The organism is Marinovum sp. PR37, assembly GCF_028807375.1.
Taxonomy (GTDB): domain Bacteria; phylum Pseudomonadota; class Alphaproteobacteria; order Rhodobacterales; family Rhodobacteraceae; genus Marinovum; species Marinovum algicola.
Genome location: NZ_JARAML010000008.1, coordinates 68,701 through 84,091 on the forward strand (window position 1 = coordinate 68,701; position 15,391 = coordinate 84,091).

General features: G+C 65.6%; 19 protein-coding genes. 12 read left to right on the forward strand and 7 right to left on the reverse strand.

Features of this window, described 5'->3' with window-relative positions:
- Positions 1-9: 9 nt before the first annotated feature.
- On the reverse strand, positions 10-1,104 hold the full coding sequence (locus tag PVW49_RS09130; protein WP_074834944.1) for a two-component system sensor histidine kinase NtrB: 1,095 nt from the start codon (positions 1,102-1,104) through the stop codon (positions 10-12).
- Complete coding sequence (dusB, locus tag PVW49_RS09135; RefSeq protein WP_274590409.1) at positions 1,101-2,096, reverse strand: tRNA dihydrouridine synthase DusB; 996 nt, start codon at positions 2,094-2,096, stop codon at positions 1,101-1,103. The genes PVW49_RS09130 and dusB overlap by 4 nt, the downstream gene beginning before the upstream one ends.
- 160 nt (positions 2,097-2,256) lie before the next feature.
- Between dusB and PVW49_RS09140 the strand changes: the two genes are divergently transcribed.
- From PVW49_RS09140 to PVW49_RS09160, 5 genes are all read left to right on the forward strand, one after another.
- On the forward strand, positions 2,257-3,381 hold the full coding sequence (locus PVW49_RS09140; protein ID WP_074834948.1) for a bifunctional 2-C-methyl-D-erythritol 4-phosphate cytidylyltransferase/2-C-methyl-D-erythritol 2,4-cyclodiphosphate synthase: 1,125 nt from the start codon (positions 2,257-2,259) through the stop codon (positions 3,379-3,381).
- Positions 3,378-3,869: a phosphatidylglycerophosphatase A family protein gene (locus PVW49_RS09145; RefSeq protein WP_074834950.1), complete on the forward strand. Its 492-nt coding sequence runs from the start codon at positions 3,378-3,380 to the stop codon at positions 3,867-3,869. Before PVW49_RS09140 ends, PVW49_RS09145 begins: the two co-directional genes overlap by 4 nt.
- Positions 3,866-4,357, forward strand: coding sequence for a CinA family protein (locus PVW49_RS09150; RefSeq protein WP_074834951.1), 492 nt, complete (start codon positions 3,866-3,868; stop codon positions 4,355-4,357). The genes PVW49_RS09145 and PVW49_RS09150 overlap by 4 nt, the downstream gene beginning before the upstream one ends.
- 143 nt (positions 4,358-4,500) lie before the next feature.
- Positions 4,501-5,682, forward strand: coding sequence for an ammonium transporter (locus PVW49_RS09155; RefSeq protein WP_274590410.1), 1,182 nt, complete (start codon positions 4,501-4,503; stop codon positions 5,680-5,682).
- Between the two features lie 147 nt (positions 5,683-5,829).
- Positions 5,830-6,666, forward strand: coding sequence for an alpha/beta fold hydrolase (locus tag PVW49_RS09160; RefSeq protein ID WP_048531236.1), 837 nt, complete (start codon positions 5,830-5,832; stop codon positions 6,664-6,666).
- Positions 6,667-6,711: 45 nt separating this feature from the next.
- Here PVW49_RS09160 and PVW49_RS09165 read toward each other — a convergent pair whose 3' ends face one another.
- Positions 6,712-7,188: a hypothetical protein gene (locus PVW49_RS09165; RefSeq protein WP_274590411.1), complete on the reverse strand. Its 477-nt coding sequence runs from the start codon at positions 7,186-7,188 to the stop codon at positions 6,712-6,714.
- A gap of 118 nt (positions 7,189-7,306) precedes the next feature.
- Positions 7,307-7,756: a type II toxin-antitoxin system RatA family toxin gene (locus tag PVW49_RS09170; RefSeq protein ID WP_048531233.1), complete on the reverse strand. Its 450-nt coding sequence runs from the start codon at positions 7,754-7,756 to the stop codon at positions 7,307-7,309.
- Between the two features lie 72 nt (positions 7,757-7,828).
- On the opposite strand from PVW49_RS09170, the gene hpt reads away from it, so the two are divergent.
- Together hpt and PVW49_RS09180 are read left to right on the forward strand one after the other, a co-directional pair.
- On the forward strand, positions 7,829-8,368 hold the full coding sequence (hpt, locus tag PVW49_RS09175; RefSeq protein ID WP_048531231.1) for a hypoxanthine phosphoribosyltransferase: 540 nt from the start codon (positions 7,829-7,831) through the stop codon (positions 8,366-8,368).
- A gap of 5 nt (positions 8,369-8,373) precedes the next feature.
- A complete protein-coding gene (locus PVW49_RS09180; protein WP_274563134.1) occupies positions 8,374-8,553 on the forward strand; it encodes a hypothetical protein in 180 nt (59 codons plus the stop codon).
- 2 nt (positions 8,554-8,555) lie between these two features.
- Here the strand turns inward: PVW49_RS09180 and PVW49_RS09185 are convergent, their stop codons facing one another.
- Positions 8,556-9,413, reverse strand: coding sequence for a LysR family transcriptional regulator (locus PVW49_RS09185; RefSeq protein WP_274590412.1), 858 nt, complete (start codon positions 9,411-9,413; stop codon positions 8,556-8,558).
- A 96-nt stretch (positions 9,414-9,509) separates the two neighbouring features.
- Here PVW49_RS09185 and PVW49_RS09190 point away from each other — a divergent pair, with 96 nt between their 5' ends.
- Genes PVW49_RS09190 through PVW49_RS09200 form a run of 3 tightly spaced genes read left to right on the forward strand, consistent with a single transcriptional unit; the run spans position 9,510 to position 11,989 of the window.
- The gene (locus PVW49_RS09190) at positions 9,510-9,965 is read left to right on the forward strand and encodes a c-type cytochrome (RefSeq protein ID WP_048531225.1); all 456 of its coding nucleotides are present in this window, start codon (positions 9,510-9,512) and stop codon (positions 9,963-9,965) included.
- Positions 9,966-9,974: 9 nt separating this feature from the next.
- Positions 9,975-10,889, forward strand: a complete 915-nt coding sequence (locus tag PVW49_RS09195; RefSeq protein ID WP_074834960.1) for a c-type cytochrome — start codon at positions 9,975-9,977, stop codon at positions 10,887-10,889.
- Between the two features lie 47 nt (positions 10,890-10,936).
- Positions 10,937-11,989, forward strand: a complete 1,053-nt coding sequence (locus tag PVW49_RS09200) for an FAD-dependent oxidoreductase (protein WP_274590413.1) — start codon at positions 10,937-10,939, stop codon at positions 11,987-11,989.
- Positions 11,990-12,129: 140 nt separating this feature from the next.
- On the opposite strand, the gene lipA is transcribed toward PVW49_RS09200, so the two are convergent.
- Positions 12,130-13,080 carry a lipoyl synthase gene (gene lipA, locus PVW49_RS09205; protein ID WP_274590414.1) on the reverse strand — a complete coding sequence of 317 codons (951 nt, stop codon included), beginning with the start codon at positions 13,078-13,080 and terminating at the stop codon, positions 12,130-12,132.
- Between the two features lie 254 nt (positions 13,081-13,334).
- On the opposite strand from lipA, the gene PVW49_RS09210 reads away from it, so the two are divergent.
- On the forward strand, positions 13,335-13,886 hold the full coding sequence (locus PVW49_RS09210) for a peroxiredoxin (RefSeq protein WP_274590415.1): 552 nt from the start codon (positions 13,335-13,337) through the stop codon (positions 13,884-13,886).
- A 117-nt stretch (positions 13,887-14,003) separates the two neighbouring features.
- On the opposite strand, the gene PVW49_RS09215 is transcribed toward PVW49_RS09210, so the two are convergent.
- Complete coding sequence (locus PVW49_RS09215) at positions 14,004-14,471, reverse strand: Lrp/AsnC family transcriptional regulator (RefSeq protein ID WP_274590416.1); 468 nt, start codon at positions 14,469-14,471, stop codon at positions 14,004-14,006.
- 118 nt (positions 14,472-14,589) lie between these two features.
- On the opposite strand from PVW49_RS09215, the gene phhA reads away from it, so the two are divergent.
- Positions 14,590-15,387, forward strand: a complete 798-nt coding sequence (gene phhA, locus PVW49_RS09220; protein ID WP_274590417.1) for a phenylalanine 4-monooxygenase — start codon at positions 14,590-14,592, stop codon at positions 15,385-15,387.
- Positions 15,388-15,391: the final 4 nt, after the last annotated feature.

The window sequence follows — 15,391 nt, forward strand, 5'->3', positions numbered from 1 at the left end:
GAAATCCTCCTAGGCTCTGCCCGCTGTGGCGCCCTTGGGCACCATCGGCAGGGAAATTCGAAAGACCGTGCGCCCGGGCACGGAAGTGACTGAAATCCAACCGTCATGGTCGGAAATGATCTTGCTCACCAGCGCCAGGCCCAGCCCGGTGCCATTCTCGCGGCCCGAGACAAACGGCTCGAAGATGTCGCCCTTGAGCGCTTCCGGCAGGCCCGGGCCATCGTCGATCACCTCGACCTGAAGCGGCAGGGTCTGGCCGGTGCCATCCGAACGCCGCAGGCGGAAGGCGCGTTCGTAATAGGTGTGCAGGCGAATGGTGCCGCCCTCGGGGCCGGCGGCCTCGGCGGCATTGCGGATCAGGTTCGAGATCACCTGCAAGAGCTGGTCGGCATCGCCCCAGACATGCGGCAGCGAGGGGTCGTAATCCTCGATGATCTTCATATGCGCCGCGGCACCCACCAGCGCAGAGCGCCGCGCCCGGTCGAGAACATCGTGGATATTGACCGATCCGCGCTCGGGCGCCGAGAGATTGCCGAATTGTTCGACCTGCTCCAGAAGCTTCACGATCCGCCGGGTCTCACCGACGATAAGGTCTGTCATTTCAAGATCTTCAGCGCTGAGATTCATGCTCAGAAGCTGCGCCGCGCCGGCGATCCCGGCCAGCGGATTCTTGATTTCATGGGCCAGCATCTCGGCCATGCCGATGGCGGATTTGGCGGCGGATTTCACCGAATGGCTCTGGGTCATCCGCCCCGCCAGCTCGCGTGGCGAAATCAGCAGCATCATGCCGCCGGCCGCGTCTTGCAGCGGCGCGACCTGTAGGTTGCACTGAAGCGGCGCGCGGTCGCCGGTGCCGACGTCCACATCATTGACGAACAGCGCGGTTCCCTGCGCCCTGGCGCGCCCGAGGCTTTCTTCCAACGGCGCGTCGACGGCCAGCCGGTCCCAGACCGGCTCGCCCCGAAGCGCCTTGGCCGAGGAGTTGAGAAAGCCCTCGGCGGCCGGGTTCACATCGACGATGCGGTCGCCGTCGTCGATCAGGATCGCCGGCACCGGCAGCGAAGACCAGACGGCATTGTCGGTGGTGGCGGCCGGCGCGGTCATGCGGCCACCTCGGTCTCTCCGGCCAGCGCCTCCGGCAGGCGCGTCAGCACTTCGGCCGGCGCCTTGCTGGTGAGAAGGACGCGGCGCAGCCCCGGCTCGGTCCCTGCGACATCCATGTACCAGCCCAGGTGCTTGCGCGCCACGCGCAGCCCGAGCTCCTTGCCGTAGAACATCAGCATCGCCTCGTAATGCCCTGCAACTATGTCAGAAAACGCCTTGCCTCGCGGAACTTCCGGGGCCGGTGTGCCAAAGAGATCATGCGCCATTTGCGCCAGTATCCATGGTCGGCCCTGAGCCCCGCGCCCGACCATCACCCCCTGAGCGCAGGATTTCGCCATTGCGTCAGCGGCTTGCGTGCTGGAAGTAATGTCTCCATTGGCTATCACCGGGATATCGACGGCGGCGCTGACATTGGCGATTGCATCCCAGTCGGCGCGGCCCTTGTAGAACTGGCAGCGGGTCCGGCCGTGGATGGTGATCATCCTGACCCCCGCCTCCTGGGCCCGCCGCGCCAGCTCCGGCGCGTTGAGCAGATTGTCGTCCCAGCCCAGCCGCGTCTTGAGCGTCACCGGCAGATCGACCGCGCCCACCACCGCCTCGATCAGCGTCAGCGCATGGTCGAGATCTTTCATCAGCGCCGAACCGGCCGCACCGGCCCCGCTGGCCGACGTCACCTTCTTGGCCGGGCAGCCCATGTTGATGTCGATCAGCCGGGCGCCATTGGCCTCGATCTGCCGGGCGGCCTCGGCCATCCAATGCGCCTCGCGGCCGGCGATCTGCACCGAGGTCGCCTCGATGCCATAGCCCAGCTCGGCCTTTTCGCGCACCCCGGGCTTGGCCTGCACCATCTCCTGGCTGGCCACCATTTCCGAGACAACCAGCCCGGCACCAAAGCTCTGGACGAGGTTGCGAAACGGCAAATCGGTGATCCCCGCCAAAGGCGCGAGGAAAACCGGGGGGTTGAGCGATAGGTCTGCCACCTGAATGGTCACGTGCTTAATCCTTGTGCATTCCCCTCCGGCCTACCCCCTGCCCGGGGCAACTTCAATCTTTGCCGCACTTTCTGCGACTGCGAAAAGGACGGCTGCCCAAAAAACGGGCAGCTTCCCGGGGGCAATTGCCGTTTGCTTCGGCAGGTCGTATCAGGCGGCCATGAAAATCGCAGCTTTGATTGTTGCCGCCGGGCGCGGCACCCGCGCAGGGCCCGGCGCGCCGAAACAATGGCGCCCGCTGGCCGGCCGGCGCGTTGTCGACTGGACGCTGGCGGCCTTTGACCGGCCCGATATTACCACGCGGGCGCTGGTGATTCACCCGGAAGACCGCGCCGAGGCTGCGGCGCTCGACGTGCGGCTGATCGACGGCGGCAAAACGCGGTCCGAAAGCGTGCGCCGCGGCCTCGAGGCGCTGGCCGGGGACCGCCCCGATCTGGTGTTGATCCACGACGTGGCGCGGCCCTGCGTGCCCGACGCGGTGATCGACGCGGTGATCGACGCGCTGGCCCATGCGCCCGGCGCCGCCCCGGCGCTCCCGGTGACCGATGCCCTCTGGACTGGCGCGACGGCCCGCGTCACCGGCACGCGCGACCGTGAGGGGCTTTTTCGCGCGCAGACGCCGCAGGGCTTTCACTTCGACGCCATCCTTGCCGCGCACCGCGCCCATACCACCGAGGCCGCCGATGACGTCGCCGTGGCGCGCGCATTCGGGCTGGACGTCGCCATCACCGCTGGCGCAGAAGAGAACCTGAAAATCACCCTGCCCGCCGATTTCGCGCGGGCCGAATCCCTGCTGAAAGGAGCCGCCGCGATGCGTATCGGCACAGGCTATGACGTGCACCAGTTCTGCGAGGGCGATCACGTGATGCTCTGCGGCGTGAAGCTGCCGCACGAGCGCGGGCTCAAGGGCCATTCCGACGCCGATGTCGGCATGCATGCGCTGACCGACGCGATTTATGGCGCCCTCGCACGGGGCGACATCGGCCAGCATTTTCCGCCCTCGGATCCGCAGTGGAAAGGCGCCGAAAGCCATATCTTCCTGCGCCATGCGGTTGATCTGGCAAAGGACATGGGATTCACCCTGGGCAACGCCGATATCACGCTTATCTGTGAACGGCCCAAGGTGGGCCCGCATTCGGAGCGGATGCGCCAGGCACTGGCAGAGATCATGGGGGTCGGGATGGATCAGGTTTCGGTCAAGGCGACCACGTCGGAGAAACTCGGCTTTACCGGCCGCGAAGAGGGCATTGCGGCACAGGCCAGCGTGCTTCTGGTGCCCGCATGAGCCGGTTGATCGCCACCTGGTTCTATTCCGGCTATCTTAAGCCCGCGCCGGGCACCTGGGGCTCGCTGGCTGCCCTGCCCTTTGCCTATGTGCTGCATCTGCTGGGCGGGCCCTGGCTTCTGCTGCTGGCGACTTTGGCGATTTTTGCCCTCGGCTATTGGGCGACCGGCCGCGAAACCGCCGGCAAGGCCGATCATGACCCATCGGAGATTGTCGTCGATGAGGTCGTCGGCCAATGGCTGGCGCTCTGGCCGGTGTCCTATGGCGCGGTCTTTGCCGGGGCGGATGTGCTGCGGCTCTGGCCGGGCATCCTTGCCGCCTTTCTGTTCTTTCGGCTGTTCGACATCTGGAAGCCGGGCCCGGTGGGCTGGGCCGACCGCAAGGGCGGGCCAATGGGCGTGATGCTGGACGATGTCTTTGCCGGCATCGCGGCCGGCGGCGTGGTCATCGTGCTGGCGGCACTGGCGCATCTGGTGCTGCTGACATGAGTCTTGCGGCGGGTCTTCTGGCGGCGGATCTTCTGGCGGCGGCGCGGCGGGCCGGCAAACGGGTGACCTGCGCCGAGAGCTGCACCGGTGGCATGGTGGCGGCGGCAATCACCGATCCGCCCGGTGCCTCGGACATCTTCGATTGCGGCTTTGTCACCTATTCCAACCAGACCAAGCAGGATCTGTTGGGGGTGCGGGCCGCCACCCTCGAGGCCCATGGCGCGGTCTCGGAACCGGTGGCGCGCGAAATGGCTCAGGGCGCGTTGCGGCGCGCAGGGGCCGATGCGGCGGTGTCGATCAGCGGCATTGCCGGGCCGGGCGGCGGCAACGCCGAGAAACCCGAAGGCCGGGTCTGCTTTGCCATTGCCACCGGTGCCAGCACCACCTGCGAGACGGTGGATTTCGGCGCACTGGGCCGCGACCGGGTGCGCGCGGCGGCGCGTGACCATGCGCTGGGCCTGCTTTTGCGCGCCCTGCACAGCAATTAATCATTTCGCCGGATTCATCGCCTAAAAATTCGTCACATCGTAAATGCCGTGCTTTTGTGCGGGCCTGAGCGCAGTTGCCGCTTTTTTTTGCAGCGGCTTTGCGGTTTTTCCCCGGAAACCGCACTCAGGAAGGAATTTCAGGCATGAACGGAGCCGATACCGCCTGGATCATCGTTGCAACTGCGCTGGTCCTCTTCATGACATTGCCGGGGCTTGCCCTGTTTTATGGCGGGCTTGTGCGCGCCCGCAATGTGCTCAGCGTCTTCATGCATTGCTATGCCATCGCCTGCCTGATGAGCGTGCTGTGGTTCGCGCTGGGCTATTCCATCGCCTTCGGCGGCGGCGACAGCGGGCTCTGGGGCGGGCTCGACAAGGTGCTGCTTCTGGGGCTGAGCGCCGATGACCTGGCCGGCACCCTGCCCGAGGTGCTGTTCTTTGCCTTCCAGATGACCTTTGCCATCATCACCCCGGCGCTGATCGTCGGTGCCTATGTCGAACGGGTGGGCTTTGGCTTTGTGCTGCTGTTCTCGGCGCTCTGGATGCTGTTGGTCTATGCGCCGGTGGTGCATTGGATCTGGGGCGGCGGCATGCTGTCGGATGGCGGCATCTTTGGCGAAACCGGGGTGCGGGATTTTGCCGGCGGCATCGTGGTGCACGAAACGGCCGGCCTCGCGGCGCTCTTGCTGGCGGTGTTTCTCGGGCCGCGGCGCAACAAGACCACGCCGCCGCACAACCCCGGTTTCGTGATGATCGGCGCGGCTATGCTATGGGTCGGCTGGTTCGGCTTCAACGGCGGCTCGCAGCTGGCGGCCGACGGCGGTGCTGCCATGGCGCTGACGGTGACGCACCTTTCGGCGGCGACGGCTTCGCTGACCTGGGCGCTCTGGGAAAAGATCAAGTTCGGCAAGGCCTCGCTGGTGGGCATGGTCACCGGCACCATCGCCGGCCTCGCCTCGATCACCCCGGCCTCGGGCTTTGTCGGCCCGGTCGAGGCGCTGATCATCGGTGCTGTGGCGGGTGTGCTCTGCCAGGAGGCGGTGAACCTGGCCCGCAACACGCTCAAGATCGACGACACGCTCGACGTCTTTGCGGTGCACGGGGTCGGCGGCATCTTCGGCACCATCATGATCGCGGTCTTCGGCGCCGGCAGCTTTGCCGCGCAACTCGGATCGCTGGCGATCGTGGGTGTGTTCACCGTGGTGGTGACGGTAGTGCTGATCTTCGTGGTCAAGGCGATCACGCCGCTGCGGGTCGATGAAGAGACCGAGCACAGCGGGCTCGACATCATGGTGCATGGCGAACGGGCCTACGACCACGCGAGCTGAGGCGCCGCCCTGTCGCCTGACCGAAACATACAGACCGAGAAAAGGGCCCTGCGTGGGCCCTTTTTGCGTGCCGGGCCCGCATTTGGAACACCGGCGCCGGCGATCTTGTTGATCCCCTGAGCAAAATGCACAGAGGAAGGTCACGTCATGCAAAGTCACACCGCCCGCGTTCAGGACATCCCCATGCGCTGGGAAGAGAGCGGATCCGGCGATCCCGTCATCCTGGTTCACGGCATCCCCACCTGCCCCGCCCTCTGGCGCCATGTCGCGCCGCTGATCCAGAAACGGAGGGTGTTGGCCTGGGAGATGGTCGGCTACGGCAGCTCGATCCCGGAGGGCCGCGACCGCGATATCTCGGTGGCGGCGCAGGCCGGCTACCTGGCCGCCTGGATGGAGGATCAGGGCATCGCCCGCGCGGTGGTGGCAGGCCATGACCTGGGCGGCGGCGTGGCGCAGATCCTTGCGGCGCGGCACCCCGACAAGGTCAGCGGGCTCTTTCTGACCAATGCGATCTGTTACGAATCCTGGCCGGTGCCTGTGGTCAAGGCGGTGGCGGCCACCGGCTCGATCCTCAAACATGCGCCCGACGGCTCGGTGCGTCAGTTCATGAAGTTGATGTTCTCGAAAGGCCATGACGCCGCGGAGGCCCGCGCAGAGGCGCTGGAAACCCATGCGCCCTATTACGAGGCGCATGACGGGGCCGAAGCCTTCGTACGGCAGACCCAGTCGCTCGACAATGCCGATACCATGGCGGTGGCCGAAGACCTGCCGCGCCTCGGGATACCGGCGCGGATCGCCTGGGGGGCCGAGGACGAATTCCAGACGCTGGATTATGGCGAACGGCTGGCCCGCGATCTGAAGGCGCCCCTGCGCCGGATCGAAGGGGGCAAGCATTTTACCCCGGAAGACCACCCGCAGATCATCGCCGAAGAGATCAACGCGCTGATCCGCGAGGTCGAGGCGGCCGACCCGCCGGCCCGATAACACCGGCAGATCGGAGAGCGGGCCGTGGCGGCCCGGTCGCGCGGATCAGATCACCGCGTCAAAGCCCACGCTGGCCCTGGCCGGTTCCGACGCCGTCTTGGCATAGCCCTTGAGGGCTGCGCTCAGCGCCCCGGGCCGGTCCTCGGCGACGGTCTCCCGCGCGGCGAGAAGGTCCGACTTGGGGGTCTGTCCCAGCCCGTCGACCAGGCTGTTCATCTGGGTTTCGGCCTGCACCCGCAACGCCTGGGCGCGGGCCTGCGAGATATCGGTCGGGCGCTCGATGGCGGCCACCGGCGCGACCTTCTGGGTCACGACAACGGCGGGTTTCTCCGCGACCGGCGCCGCCGCATTGGCGCTGTCGGTGCTTTGCGCCGGGGCCGGCTCGGCCTTGGCGGGTTTGTTCTTGGCCTGGCTGTTCTCGGAAGGGCCCTTGTCCTTCTCGGCCTTTTGTTTTTCCTTGGTCTTCTGCTCCGCGGCGGGCATCGAAGATGCGCCCCCGAGCCCGAGGGATGATGTCAGCATGGCGATTTGTCTCCATAGTGGTTACCAAACCGTTGAATCGCCGATGATTGCGTCGGAAACGGGGCCAGTCTGTGGAGTTTTCAAAACATGTTAAACGCCGCCGCTGACAGCCTTGGGCTCAACCATAAAGCTCTTGGGCACGGGATTCGAAGGCGCGGACGATGCGGTGCATCGCCTCATTGAAGACCACGCCGATGATGCTTCGCAGGATGGCATTGCGGAACTCGAAATCGACGAAAAAGGACACATCGCAGCCGCCATCGGCACGGTCGGCGAAGCTCCAGTTGGACTTCATGTATTTGAACGGCCCGTCGAGGTATTCGGTGTCGATCTTCCGGGCCTCGGGCCAGAGCACGACGCGGCTGCCGAATTGTTCGCGGAAAACCTTGAAGGAGATCACCAGGTCGGCCTCCATCAGAACCGAGCCGTCGGCCTGCGGTGTTTCGCGGCGGATCCGCGCGGCGGCGCACCAGGGCAGGAATTCCGGGTAGCGGCCGACATCGGCAACCAGATCGTACATCTGCTGCGCGGTATACGGAAGGTGACGGGTTTCGGAATGGGTTGGCATCGGGCCCCGGATTTGTCATGACGGTTCGGGGCCCATGTCGCCCGAAGACCAACGGATTTCAAGGGGTGGCCCATGTCAGAGCGTCCTTATGTCATCGATCAGATGATCTCGGCCAAGACGATCGCGGCCCGCATCGAAGAGCTCTGCCGCGACATCCGGGGCGAGTTCTCGGACACGGAAAAGCTTGTGGTTGTGGGCCTGCTGCGCGGCTCCTTTGTGTTCATCGCCGATCTGGTGCGCGAGCTGCACATGCCAGTCGAGGTCGATTTCATCGAGGCCTCGTCTTATGGCGACGCGATGGAATCGAGCCGCGAAGTGCGGATTCTCAAAGACCTGCGTGGCGCCATCGAGGGGCGGGATGTGCTGGTGGTCGAGGATATCGTCGACACCGGCCACACGCTCAGCCATGTGATCTCCCTACTGACCTCGCGCCACCCGGCGCGGCTGCGGTCGATCGCCCTGCTCGACAAGCCGACCCGGCGCGAGGTGGATTTCCGCGCCGACTGGATCGGCTTCGAAATCCCCGATGAATTTGTTGTCGGCTACGGCATCGACTTTGCGCAACGCGACCGCAACCTGCCGTATATCGGCAAGGTCCGCTTTACCGAGTAGCGCCGATGCACTGGCTGTATCGCATGTCGCTCTGGGCCCGGCGCCCGCCATCCGCCAGACGGGTGATGCTGGTGCTGGCGGTGATTGCGGTCTGCCTTGCGATCTACGCCGTCGAACGCTGGGTCGGCTGGCCGGAGGCGTTGACCGCCGAGCGGCTGCGCTGGGGCGGCGGCGCGCGGCCCTGAGGTCAGGGGCCGGCCAGCGCCTCGGCCTGATCCGCCAGCACCTCGCGCACCACCGCCATGAACCGCGCCATGCGCGGTGAGCCCGCCAGATCGCGGTGGCAGAGCACCCAGATCGGGATCCGCATGCGCGGCAGGCCGCAGTCCACCGGCCGCAACTCGGGGCATTCCACCGCCAGAACATGCGGCAGGATGGCGATCCCCTGCCCCCGGACCGCCATTGCGCGCAAGGCCAGAAAACTGTCGGCGCAGGCAGCGATCCGGTCGGGCGCCACATGTTCGGCCATCCACTGCGCCGGGGCGGCCCGCGCCAGCGGCCCCGCGAGGCCCAGCCAGCGGCGGTCGTCCGGGTCGCGGGCATAGGCGCCGAACCCCAGTTCCGCCGCCGCCGCACCAGACATGTCGGACGGCCGCGTCAGCGAGGGCCGCACCGCCAGATCCGCCTGAAGCCGGCCCATGTCGAGATGCGCATTGTTTGACATCAGGCAGACCCGGTGCGGCGCCATGACGTCGGAGATCCGGCCCAGCCCGGCCGCCAGCACGCCGGTGCAGAAGGTATCCGTCGAGGTCAGCCGCAGCAGGTCGCCCGCCGCCGCGCCGCCGGCACGCAGCAGATCGCTGACCCGGCCCAGCGCAAGCGCCGCTTCTCGCGCCGCTTCGATCACGTCTGCGCGATCCGTCCGGAGCCGATAGCCTTGCTGCGAGCGTTCGAAAACCTCGGCGCCATGCGCGTCTTCGAAAGCCGAGATTCGGCGCAAAACCGTTGCGTGGTTGACCCCGAGCCGCCGTGCCGCGCCGCTGACCGAGCCGGTTTCGGCCACCGACAACACGAATTTCAGGTCATCCCAATTGTCGTTGTGCATGAATGCGCACCTGTTTCGCAGGGTTTCGGAATATGTTTGTGATCCTTGCAGTGCATACTAAGCTCTGTTTTAGGCACCAACTTCGGGAAGGTACTGATGAAAAAGATTGTAACTGTTCTGGCCGCCACGGCAATTCTGTCCGGCGGCACTGTTGTCGCGCAGGAATACAAGAACCAGATCAAGGCCCGTCAGGGCACGATGTGGGTGATCGCGCTCAACCTTGGCACGCTGGGCGCGATGGCCAAGGGCGAGGCCGAATATGACGCCGAGGCCGCCACCACCGCCGCCGAGTCGATCCAGGCCGCGTCGAATATCCACGTTCCAGCGCTCTTTCCCGAAGGCTCTGACGGCGAGATGAACGAAGGTTCGACCGCCAAGGCATCGATCAGCCAGGACATCGCCGGTTTCAGCGAGAAATGGGCCGCGCTGGGCACCGCCGCCGACAAGGCTGTGGCCGAGGCCGGCACCGGCAAGGACGCGCTTGGCCCGGTGATGGGGGCGTTGGGCGGCGCCTGCAAATCCTGCCATGAAACCTATCGCATCCCGCAGTGACGGTGCTGAATGGTTAAGGTTCTGAGGCTGATTGTTCCGGCCGCGATTGTCGCGGCCGGGATTGCCTGGGTGATGACCGCACCGAAAACCGTGGCCGAGGACGCCTTTGCCAGCCCCGAGGGCGGCGAAGTCGCGCGCGGCGAGACGGTGTTTCGCGCCGCCGGCTGCGGCACCTGTCATGCCGCGCCCGGGGCCGAAGGCGACGACAAGCTGGTTCTGGCCGGCGGGCAGAGCTTTCCCTCGCCCTTCGGCGCCTTCACCGCGCCCAATATTTCGCCCGATCCCGACCATGGCATCGGCGAGTGGTCGCTTCAGGACCTCGCCAATGCGCTGCTGCACGGGGTATCGCCCGAGGGCGTGCATTATTTTCCGGCCTTTCCCTATACCTCGTACACCCATATGGGCGACCGCGACATTGTCGATCTCTACGCCTATCTTCAGACCCTGCCGGCCAGTTCCGCGCCGTCGCAGCCGCATGAGGTGGGCTTTCCCTTCAACATCCGCCGCAGCCTCGGCGGCTGGAAATTCCTGTTTCTCAAGGATGACTGGGTGATGGACGGCAACGATCTGGGGGCCGAGCTGACCCGCGGCCGCTATCTGGTGGAAGCGCTGGGTCATTGCGCCGAATGCCACACGCCGCGCAACGCGCTTGGCGGGCTCGACCGCAGCCGCTGGATGGCCGGGGCGCCCGACCCTTCGGGCAAGGGGACGATCCCGGCGCTGACACCGGACAAGCTCTCCTGGTCGGCCACCGACATCGCCTATTACCTCGAGAGCGGCTTTACGCCCGAGTTCGACAGCGCCGGGGGTCATATGGCGGCGGTGGTCGAGAATACCTCAAGACTGCCGGCGGAGGACCGTGCCGCAATTGCCGCATATGTCAAGGCATTGCCCGTGCCCGTGGCGGCAAGCACAGGCTATTAGATCAGAATCGGTGTAGGCTGTCTCCGGACCATATCTGGGGGGATATGATGCATGTGGTGATTGCCGGCGCCGGGCCAACCGGGCTGACGGCCGCTGTCGAGCTGGCCCGTCTTGGCGCGCGCGTCACGACGCTGGAAAAGCGCTCCGGCCCGTCCTATCTGTCGCGCGCGGTGGGGCTTCAGCCCCGCTCGCTCGAGATCCTGCGACCCTCGGGTGTGGCCGATGCCCTCCTGCGCGAAGCTGTGGTTTTTTCCGGCATCACCTTTCATTTGCGTGCCGAAGAGGTGGCGCGGCTGCCGCTGGGCTTCGACGCTGCCAGCCGGCTCTGGGGGCTGGCGCAGGACCGGACCGAGGCGCATCTCGAGACCGCGCTCACCCATTACGGAGAGATCGTGCGCTACGGCGTTGAATTCCGCGGGTTTTCCCAAGATGCCAAGGGCGTCACCGTCGAAACCGGCGATGGCCATCTCGAGGCCGACTACCTGATCGGCGCCGATGGCGTGCACAGCGCCGTCAGAGCGGCCATGGGGCTGGAATTCCGCGGCCGCGACCTGCCCGGCACGTGGTCGATCGCCGATGTGGATGCCGAAGGCTGGCCCGATCCGACACGGTTCCAGGGCTTCCTGCTCGATCAGGGCGACGTGCTGGTGGTGGTGCCGCTGGAAGAATCCCGCTTTCGGGTGATCTCGTCGCGCGAAGATGCGCTGGCGGCCTTGCCGGTGCCGATGGACATCCGCCGGGTACGGCGGCGCGGCAATTTCACCGTCTCGGTGCGGCAGGTGAAGCGCTATCAGGAAGGCCGGGTGTTCCTTGCCGGGGATGCGGCACATTGCCATTCGCCGGTGGGCGGGCGCGGCATGAATCTCGGCATTGCCGATGCCGCCGACCTGGCGCAGCGGATCATCGACGGCACCACCGACGGCTATACCGAGACCCGCCACCCCGAGGGCGCGCGGGTGCTGCGCCTGTCGGAACGCGGGCGCAAGATGCTGAACACCACAAGCGCCACGCGCCGCGGACTGGCGATCCGGGCGATGAAACTCGGCGCCGCGGTGCCGCCGGTCGGCCGGGCGATGGTGCGCCGGCTGGTGTCGGGGTGAGCGCGGGGGATTGAGTGTGGGTGGCGAGAGGCGGGCTGGGTTGCAACCCCGCCCCACGGGATTTCATCCGCGCCGCACCGCAGGTCATGATACCCAGCCGCGACGCGGTCCGCCTTCGGGCCGCGCCGCGCAACCGACGGTCACACCTTGGCGAGCTTGGCGTCGCGATTGGCCTTGAGCCGGGCGAAATCGTCGCCGGCGTGATAAGACGACCGGGTCAGCGGCGTGGCCGAGACCATCAGAAAGCCCTTGCCATAGGCCGATTTCTCGTAGGCCGCGAATTCATCGGGATGCACAAACCGCTCGACCCCGTGGTGTTTCGGCGTCGGCTGCAAATATTGCCCGATGGTCAGGAAATCCACATCCGCGGCGCGCATGTCGTCCATCACCTGGGTCACCGCCTGGCGGTCCTCGCCGAGGCCCACCATGATGCCGGATTTGGTAAAGATCGAGGGGTCGAGTTCCTTGACCCGCTGCAACAGGCGCAGGCTGTGGAAATAGCGCGCGCCGGGCCGCACCTCGGGATAGAGGCCGGGCACCGTCTCGAGGTTGTGGTTGAAGACATCCGGCTTGGCGGCGACCACCACTTCGAGCACTTCGGGGGCGCATTTCAGGAAGTCCGGCGTCAGGATCTCGATCGTCGTGCCGGGCGAGCGATGGCGCACCGCGCGGATGGTCTGGGCAAAGTGATCGGCGCCGCCATCGGCCAGGTCGTCGCGGTCGACCGAGGTGATCACCACATGGTTGAGCCCCAGCTTGTCGACCGCATGCGCCACCCGGCCCGGCTCGAAGACATCGAGGTTTTCCGGGCGGCCGGTGGCGATGTTGCAGAAGGTGCAGCCGCGGGTGCAGATGTCGCCCATGATCATCATGGTGGCATGGCCCTGCGACCAGCATTCGCCGGCATTGGGGCAGCCGGCCTCTTCGCAGACCGTCACGAGGTTGTTCTCGCGCATGATCTTGCGGGTTTCGTTGTACCCTTCGCCGCCGGGCGCCTTGACGCGAATCCAGCTCGGCTTCTTTGGCTGCGCATTGTCCGGGCGATGGGCCTTTTCCGGATGGCGTTGCTCAGGGATCTTGAGGTCTCGCACGATTTATTCCCCGCGACGTTGGCTGATAGCGTGGCCTATAGCATAGGTGCTTGCAGTGAGCCATGCCAGTACGACATTGCTGCCATGCTGTCGCTCACCCCAGTTCTCAAGTATTGCTCACTGCAAGTCAGATCTCCTAGACATCACTTGGATTCTGCACCTGCGAAGGGTTTACTTCGCGCGTGCGGCATTACATATCCGCCGGGCCGGAGCGACCGGCCCCAGACGATTGCCAGCGATTGACGGAGAGCAAGATGAAAACCGGATACAAACTTCCCGATGTGACCTTTCACACCCGCGTGCGCGACGACAGCCTCGAAGGGCCCAACCCCTTCCGCTGGGAAGACAAGACCACGGCGGATTATTTTGCCGGCAAACGGGTGATCCTGTTCTCCCTGCCCGGCGCCTTCACCCCCACCTGCTCGACCTACCAGCTGCCCGGGTTCGAGAAGAACGCCGAGACCTTTGCCAACCATGGCATCGACGCGATCTACTGCATGTCGGTCAACGACAGCTTCGTGATGAACAAATGGGCGCAGGACCAGAAGCTCGAGACCGTCACCGTGATCCCCGACGGCTCGGGTGAATTCAGCCGCAAGATCGGCATGCTGGTGGCCAAGGACAACCTCGGCTTCGGCATGCGCTCCTGGCGCTATGCGGCCATCGTCAAGGACGGCGTCATCGAAGCCTGGTTCGAAGAGCCCGGCCTGGCCGACAACCACGGCGAAGACCCCTATGGCGTCTCGTCGCCCGAGACCGTTCTGGAGTACCTGGCCGAAGACGCCAAGGGCGTCGCGGCGGAATAATCCGGGTTTCGGGGGCTCTGCCCCCGTCCTCGCAAGCGAGGACTCCCCCGGCGGTATTTGAGAAGAGAAGAAGGACTGGGGGGTGCCTCGGTCCTTTTTTGTATTTGGAAGATGGGCCTACAGGATCGGCCAGGGGCTGGTGGGTTTGGTGCGGCGCAGGACGAAATTGGTGTGGCTGGCGCGGACGAGGCCGGAGGCCAGGATGCCGCGCATCAGGAAATGCTCGAGGTCCTCGGGGTCCTTGGCGGCGATCTTCAGAATATAATCGCTCTCGCCGGTAACGCTGGCGCATTCGATGATCCGGTCTTCGGTCTGCACCAGGCGGTTGAAGGCGCCAATGGTGTCTTCGCGGTGATCCATCAGGGTGACAAAGACATAGGCCAGGGCATGAAGCCCCAGAAGCTTGGGATTGAGCCGCGCGGTATAGCCGGTGATCAGCCCGGCCTCCTCCATCCGCTTGATGCGCCGCCAGCAGGGCGAGGTGGAGAGCGCCACCCGCCCCGCGATCTCCTGGATGCTGGCCTTGCCGTCGGTTTGCAGCAGGTGGAGGATTCGACGGTCGGTGTCGTCGAGCGCGAGGGTCATCTTGCCTCTCTTTCCGCGAGCTTCAGGCAAATCTTTCCGTCATTCTGCGCAGAGACGGCAAGATGGGCAAGTTTTTCCCGGCAATCGGATGGAAAATACCCGGCAAGGAGGAGCCATCATGCCGAAATCCACCAGTTATGCCGCCAAGATCCCCGACGCGCGGGGCCGTATCGCCTATGACGCCGAGGAAGACGCCGTCTGGCGCGACCTCTATGCCCGGCAATTGCCCAATGTGCAGGCGCATTCGGCGCGGGCCTACCTCGACGGTCTGGCGCGGGTCGGCCTGCCGGAGACCCGGGTGCCGCAATGCCCCGATGTCTCGGAGACGCTGCGGGCGCTGACCGGCTGGCAGGTGCAGCCGGTGCCGGCGCTCATCCCGTTTGGCAAATTCTTCTCGATGCTGGCCGAGCGGGCGTTTCCGGCGGCGTCCTTTATCCGCCGACGCGAGCATTTCGACTATATCGAGGAGCCCGACATCTTTCATGAGCTCTTCGGCCATACCCCGCTGCTGACCGATCCGCGCTTTGCCGGGTTCAGCCAGGCGATCGGCCAGGCCGGGCTGCGGGCCGGTCCCAAGGAGTATGCCTGGCTGATCCGGCTGTACTGGTTCTCGATCGAATTCGGCCTGGTGGTCGAGGATGGCGGTTACAAGGCGCTGGGATCGGGGCTGGCCTCGTCGGTGACCGAACTTCCCTGGAGCGTGCAGGACAAGGGCCCGGAGCGGCGGCCGTTCAACATTATCGACATCCTGCGCACGCCCTACCGGATCGACATTCATCAGCCGATCTATTTCGTGATCGAGGATCTCGACGATCTGTTTGCCGCCGCCGAGCGCGACCTGCTGGCGGATGTGCATGCGGCGCAGGCGCTGGGCCTGCATGCGCCGGCCTATCCGCCCAAAGATGACGCAGCCTGAGGAG

Bases quoted from the DNA above. Each gene is read 5' to 3' on its own strand.
- PVW49_RS09160 (WP_048531236.1), top strand. From the start codon at position 5,830: ATGCAAAGTCACACCGCCCGCGTTCAGGACATCCCCATGCGCTGGGAA.
- PVW49_RS09165 (WP_274590411.1), bottom strand. From the start codon at position 7,188: ATGCTGACATCATCCCTCGGGCTCGGGGGCGCATCTTCGATGCCCGCC.
- PVW49_RS09190 (WP_048531225.1), top strand. From the start codon at position 9,510: ATGAAAAAGATTGTAACTGTTCTGGCCGCCACGGCAATTCTGTCCGGC.
- PVW49_RS09215 (WP_274590416.1), bottom strand. From the start codon at position 14,471: ATGACCCTCGCGCTCGACGACACCGACCGTCGAATCCTCCACCTGCTG.
- PVW49_RS09185 (WP_274590412.1), bottom strand. From the start codon at position 9,413: ATGCACAACGACAATTGGGATGACCTGAAATTCGTGTTGTCGGTGGCC.
- PVW49_RS09140 (WP_074834948.1), top strand. From the start codon at position 2,257: ATGAAAATCGCAGCTTTGATTGTTGCCGCCGGGCGCGGCACCCGCGCA.
- PVW49_RS09150 (WP_074834951.1), top strand. From the start codon at position 3,866: ATGAGTCTTGCGGCGGGTCTTCTGGCGGCGGATCTTCTGGCGGCGGCG.
- PVW49_RS09180 (WP_274563134.1), top strand. From the start codon at position 8,374: ATGCACTGGCTGTATCGCATGTCGCTCTGGGCCCGGCGCCCGCCATCC.
- PVW49_RS09145 (WP_074834950.1), top strand. From the start codon at position 3,378: ATGAGCCGGTTGATCGCCACCTGGTTCTATTCCGGCTATCTTAAGCCC.
- PVW49_RS09210 (WP_274590415.1), top strand. From the start codon at position 13,335: ATGAAAACCGGATACAAACTTCCCGATGTGACCTTTCACACCCGCGTG.
- PVW49_RS09155 (WP_274590410.1), top strand. From the start codon at position 4,501: ATGAACGGAGCCGATACCGCCTGGATCATCGTTGCAACTGCGCTGGTC.
- PVW49_RS09130 (WP_074834944.1), bottom strand. From the start codon at position 1,104: ATGACCGCGCCGGCCGCCACCACCGACAATGCCGTCTGGTCTTCGCTG.
- PVW49_RS09170 (WP_048531233.1), bottom strand. From the start codon at position 7,756: ATGCCAACCCATTCCGAAACCCGTCACCTTCCGTATACCGCGCAGCAG.
- PVW49_RS09200 (WP_274590413.1), top strand. From the start codon at position 10,937: ATGCATGTGGTGATTGCCGGCGCCGGGCCAACCGGGCTGACGGCCGCT.
- PVW49_RS09195 (WP_074834960.1), top strand. From the start codon at position 9,975: ATGGTTAAGGTTCTGAGGCTGATTGTTCCGGCCGCGATTGTCGCGGCC.
- phhA (WP_274590417.1), top strand. From the start codon at position 14,590: ATGCCGAAATCCACCAGTTATGCCGCCAAGATCCCCGACGCGCGGGGC.
- hpt (WP_048531231.1), top strand. From the start codon at position 7,829: ATGTCAGAGCGTCCTTATGTCATCGATCAGATGATCTCGGCCAAGACG.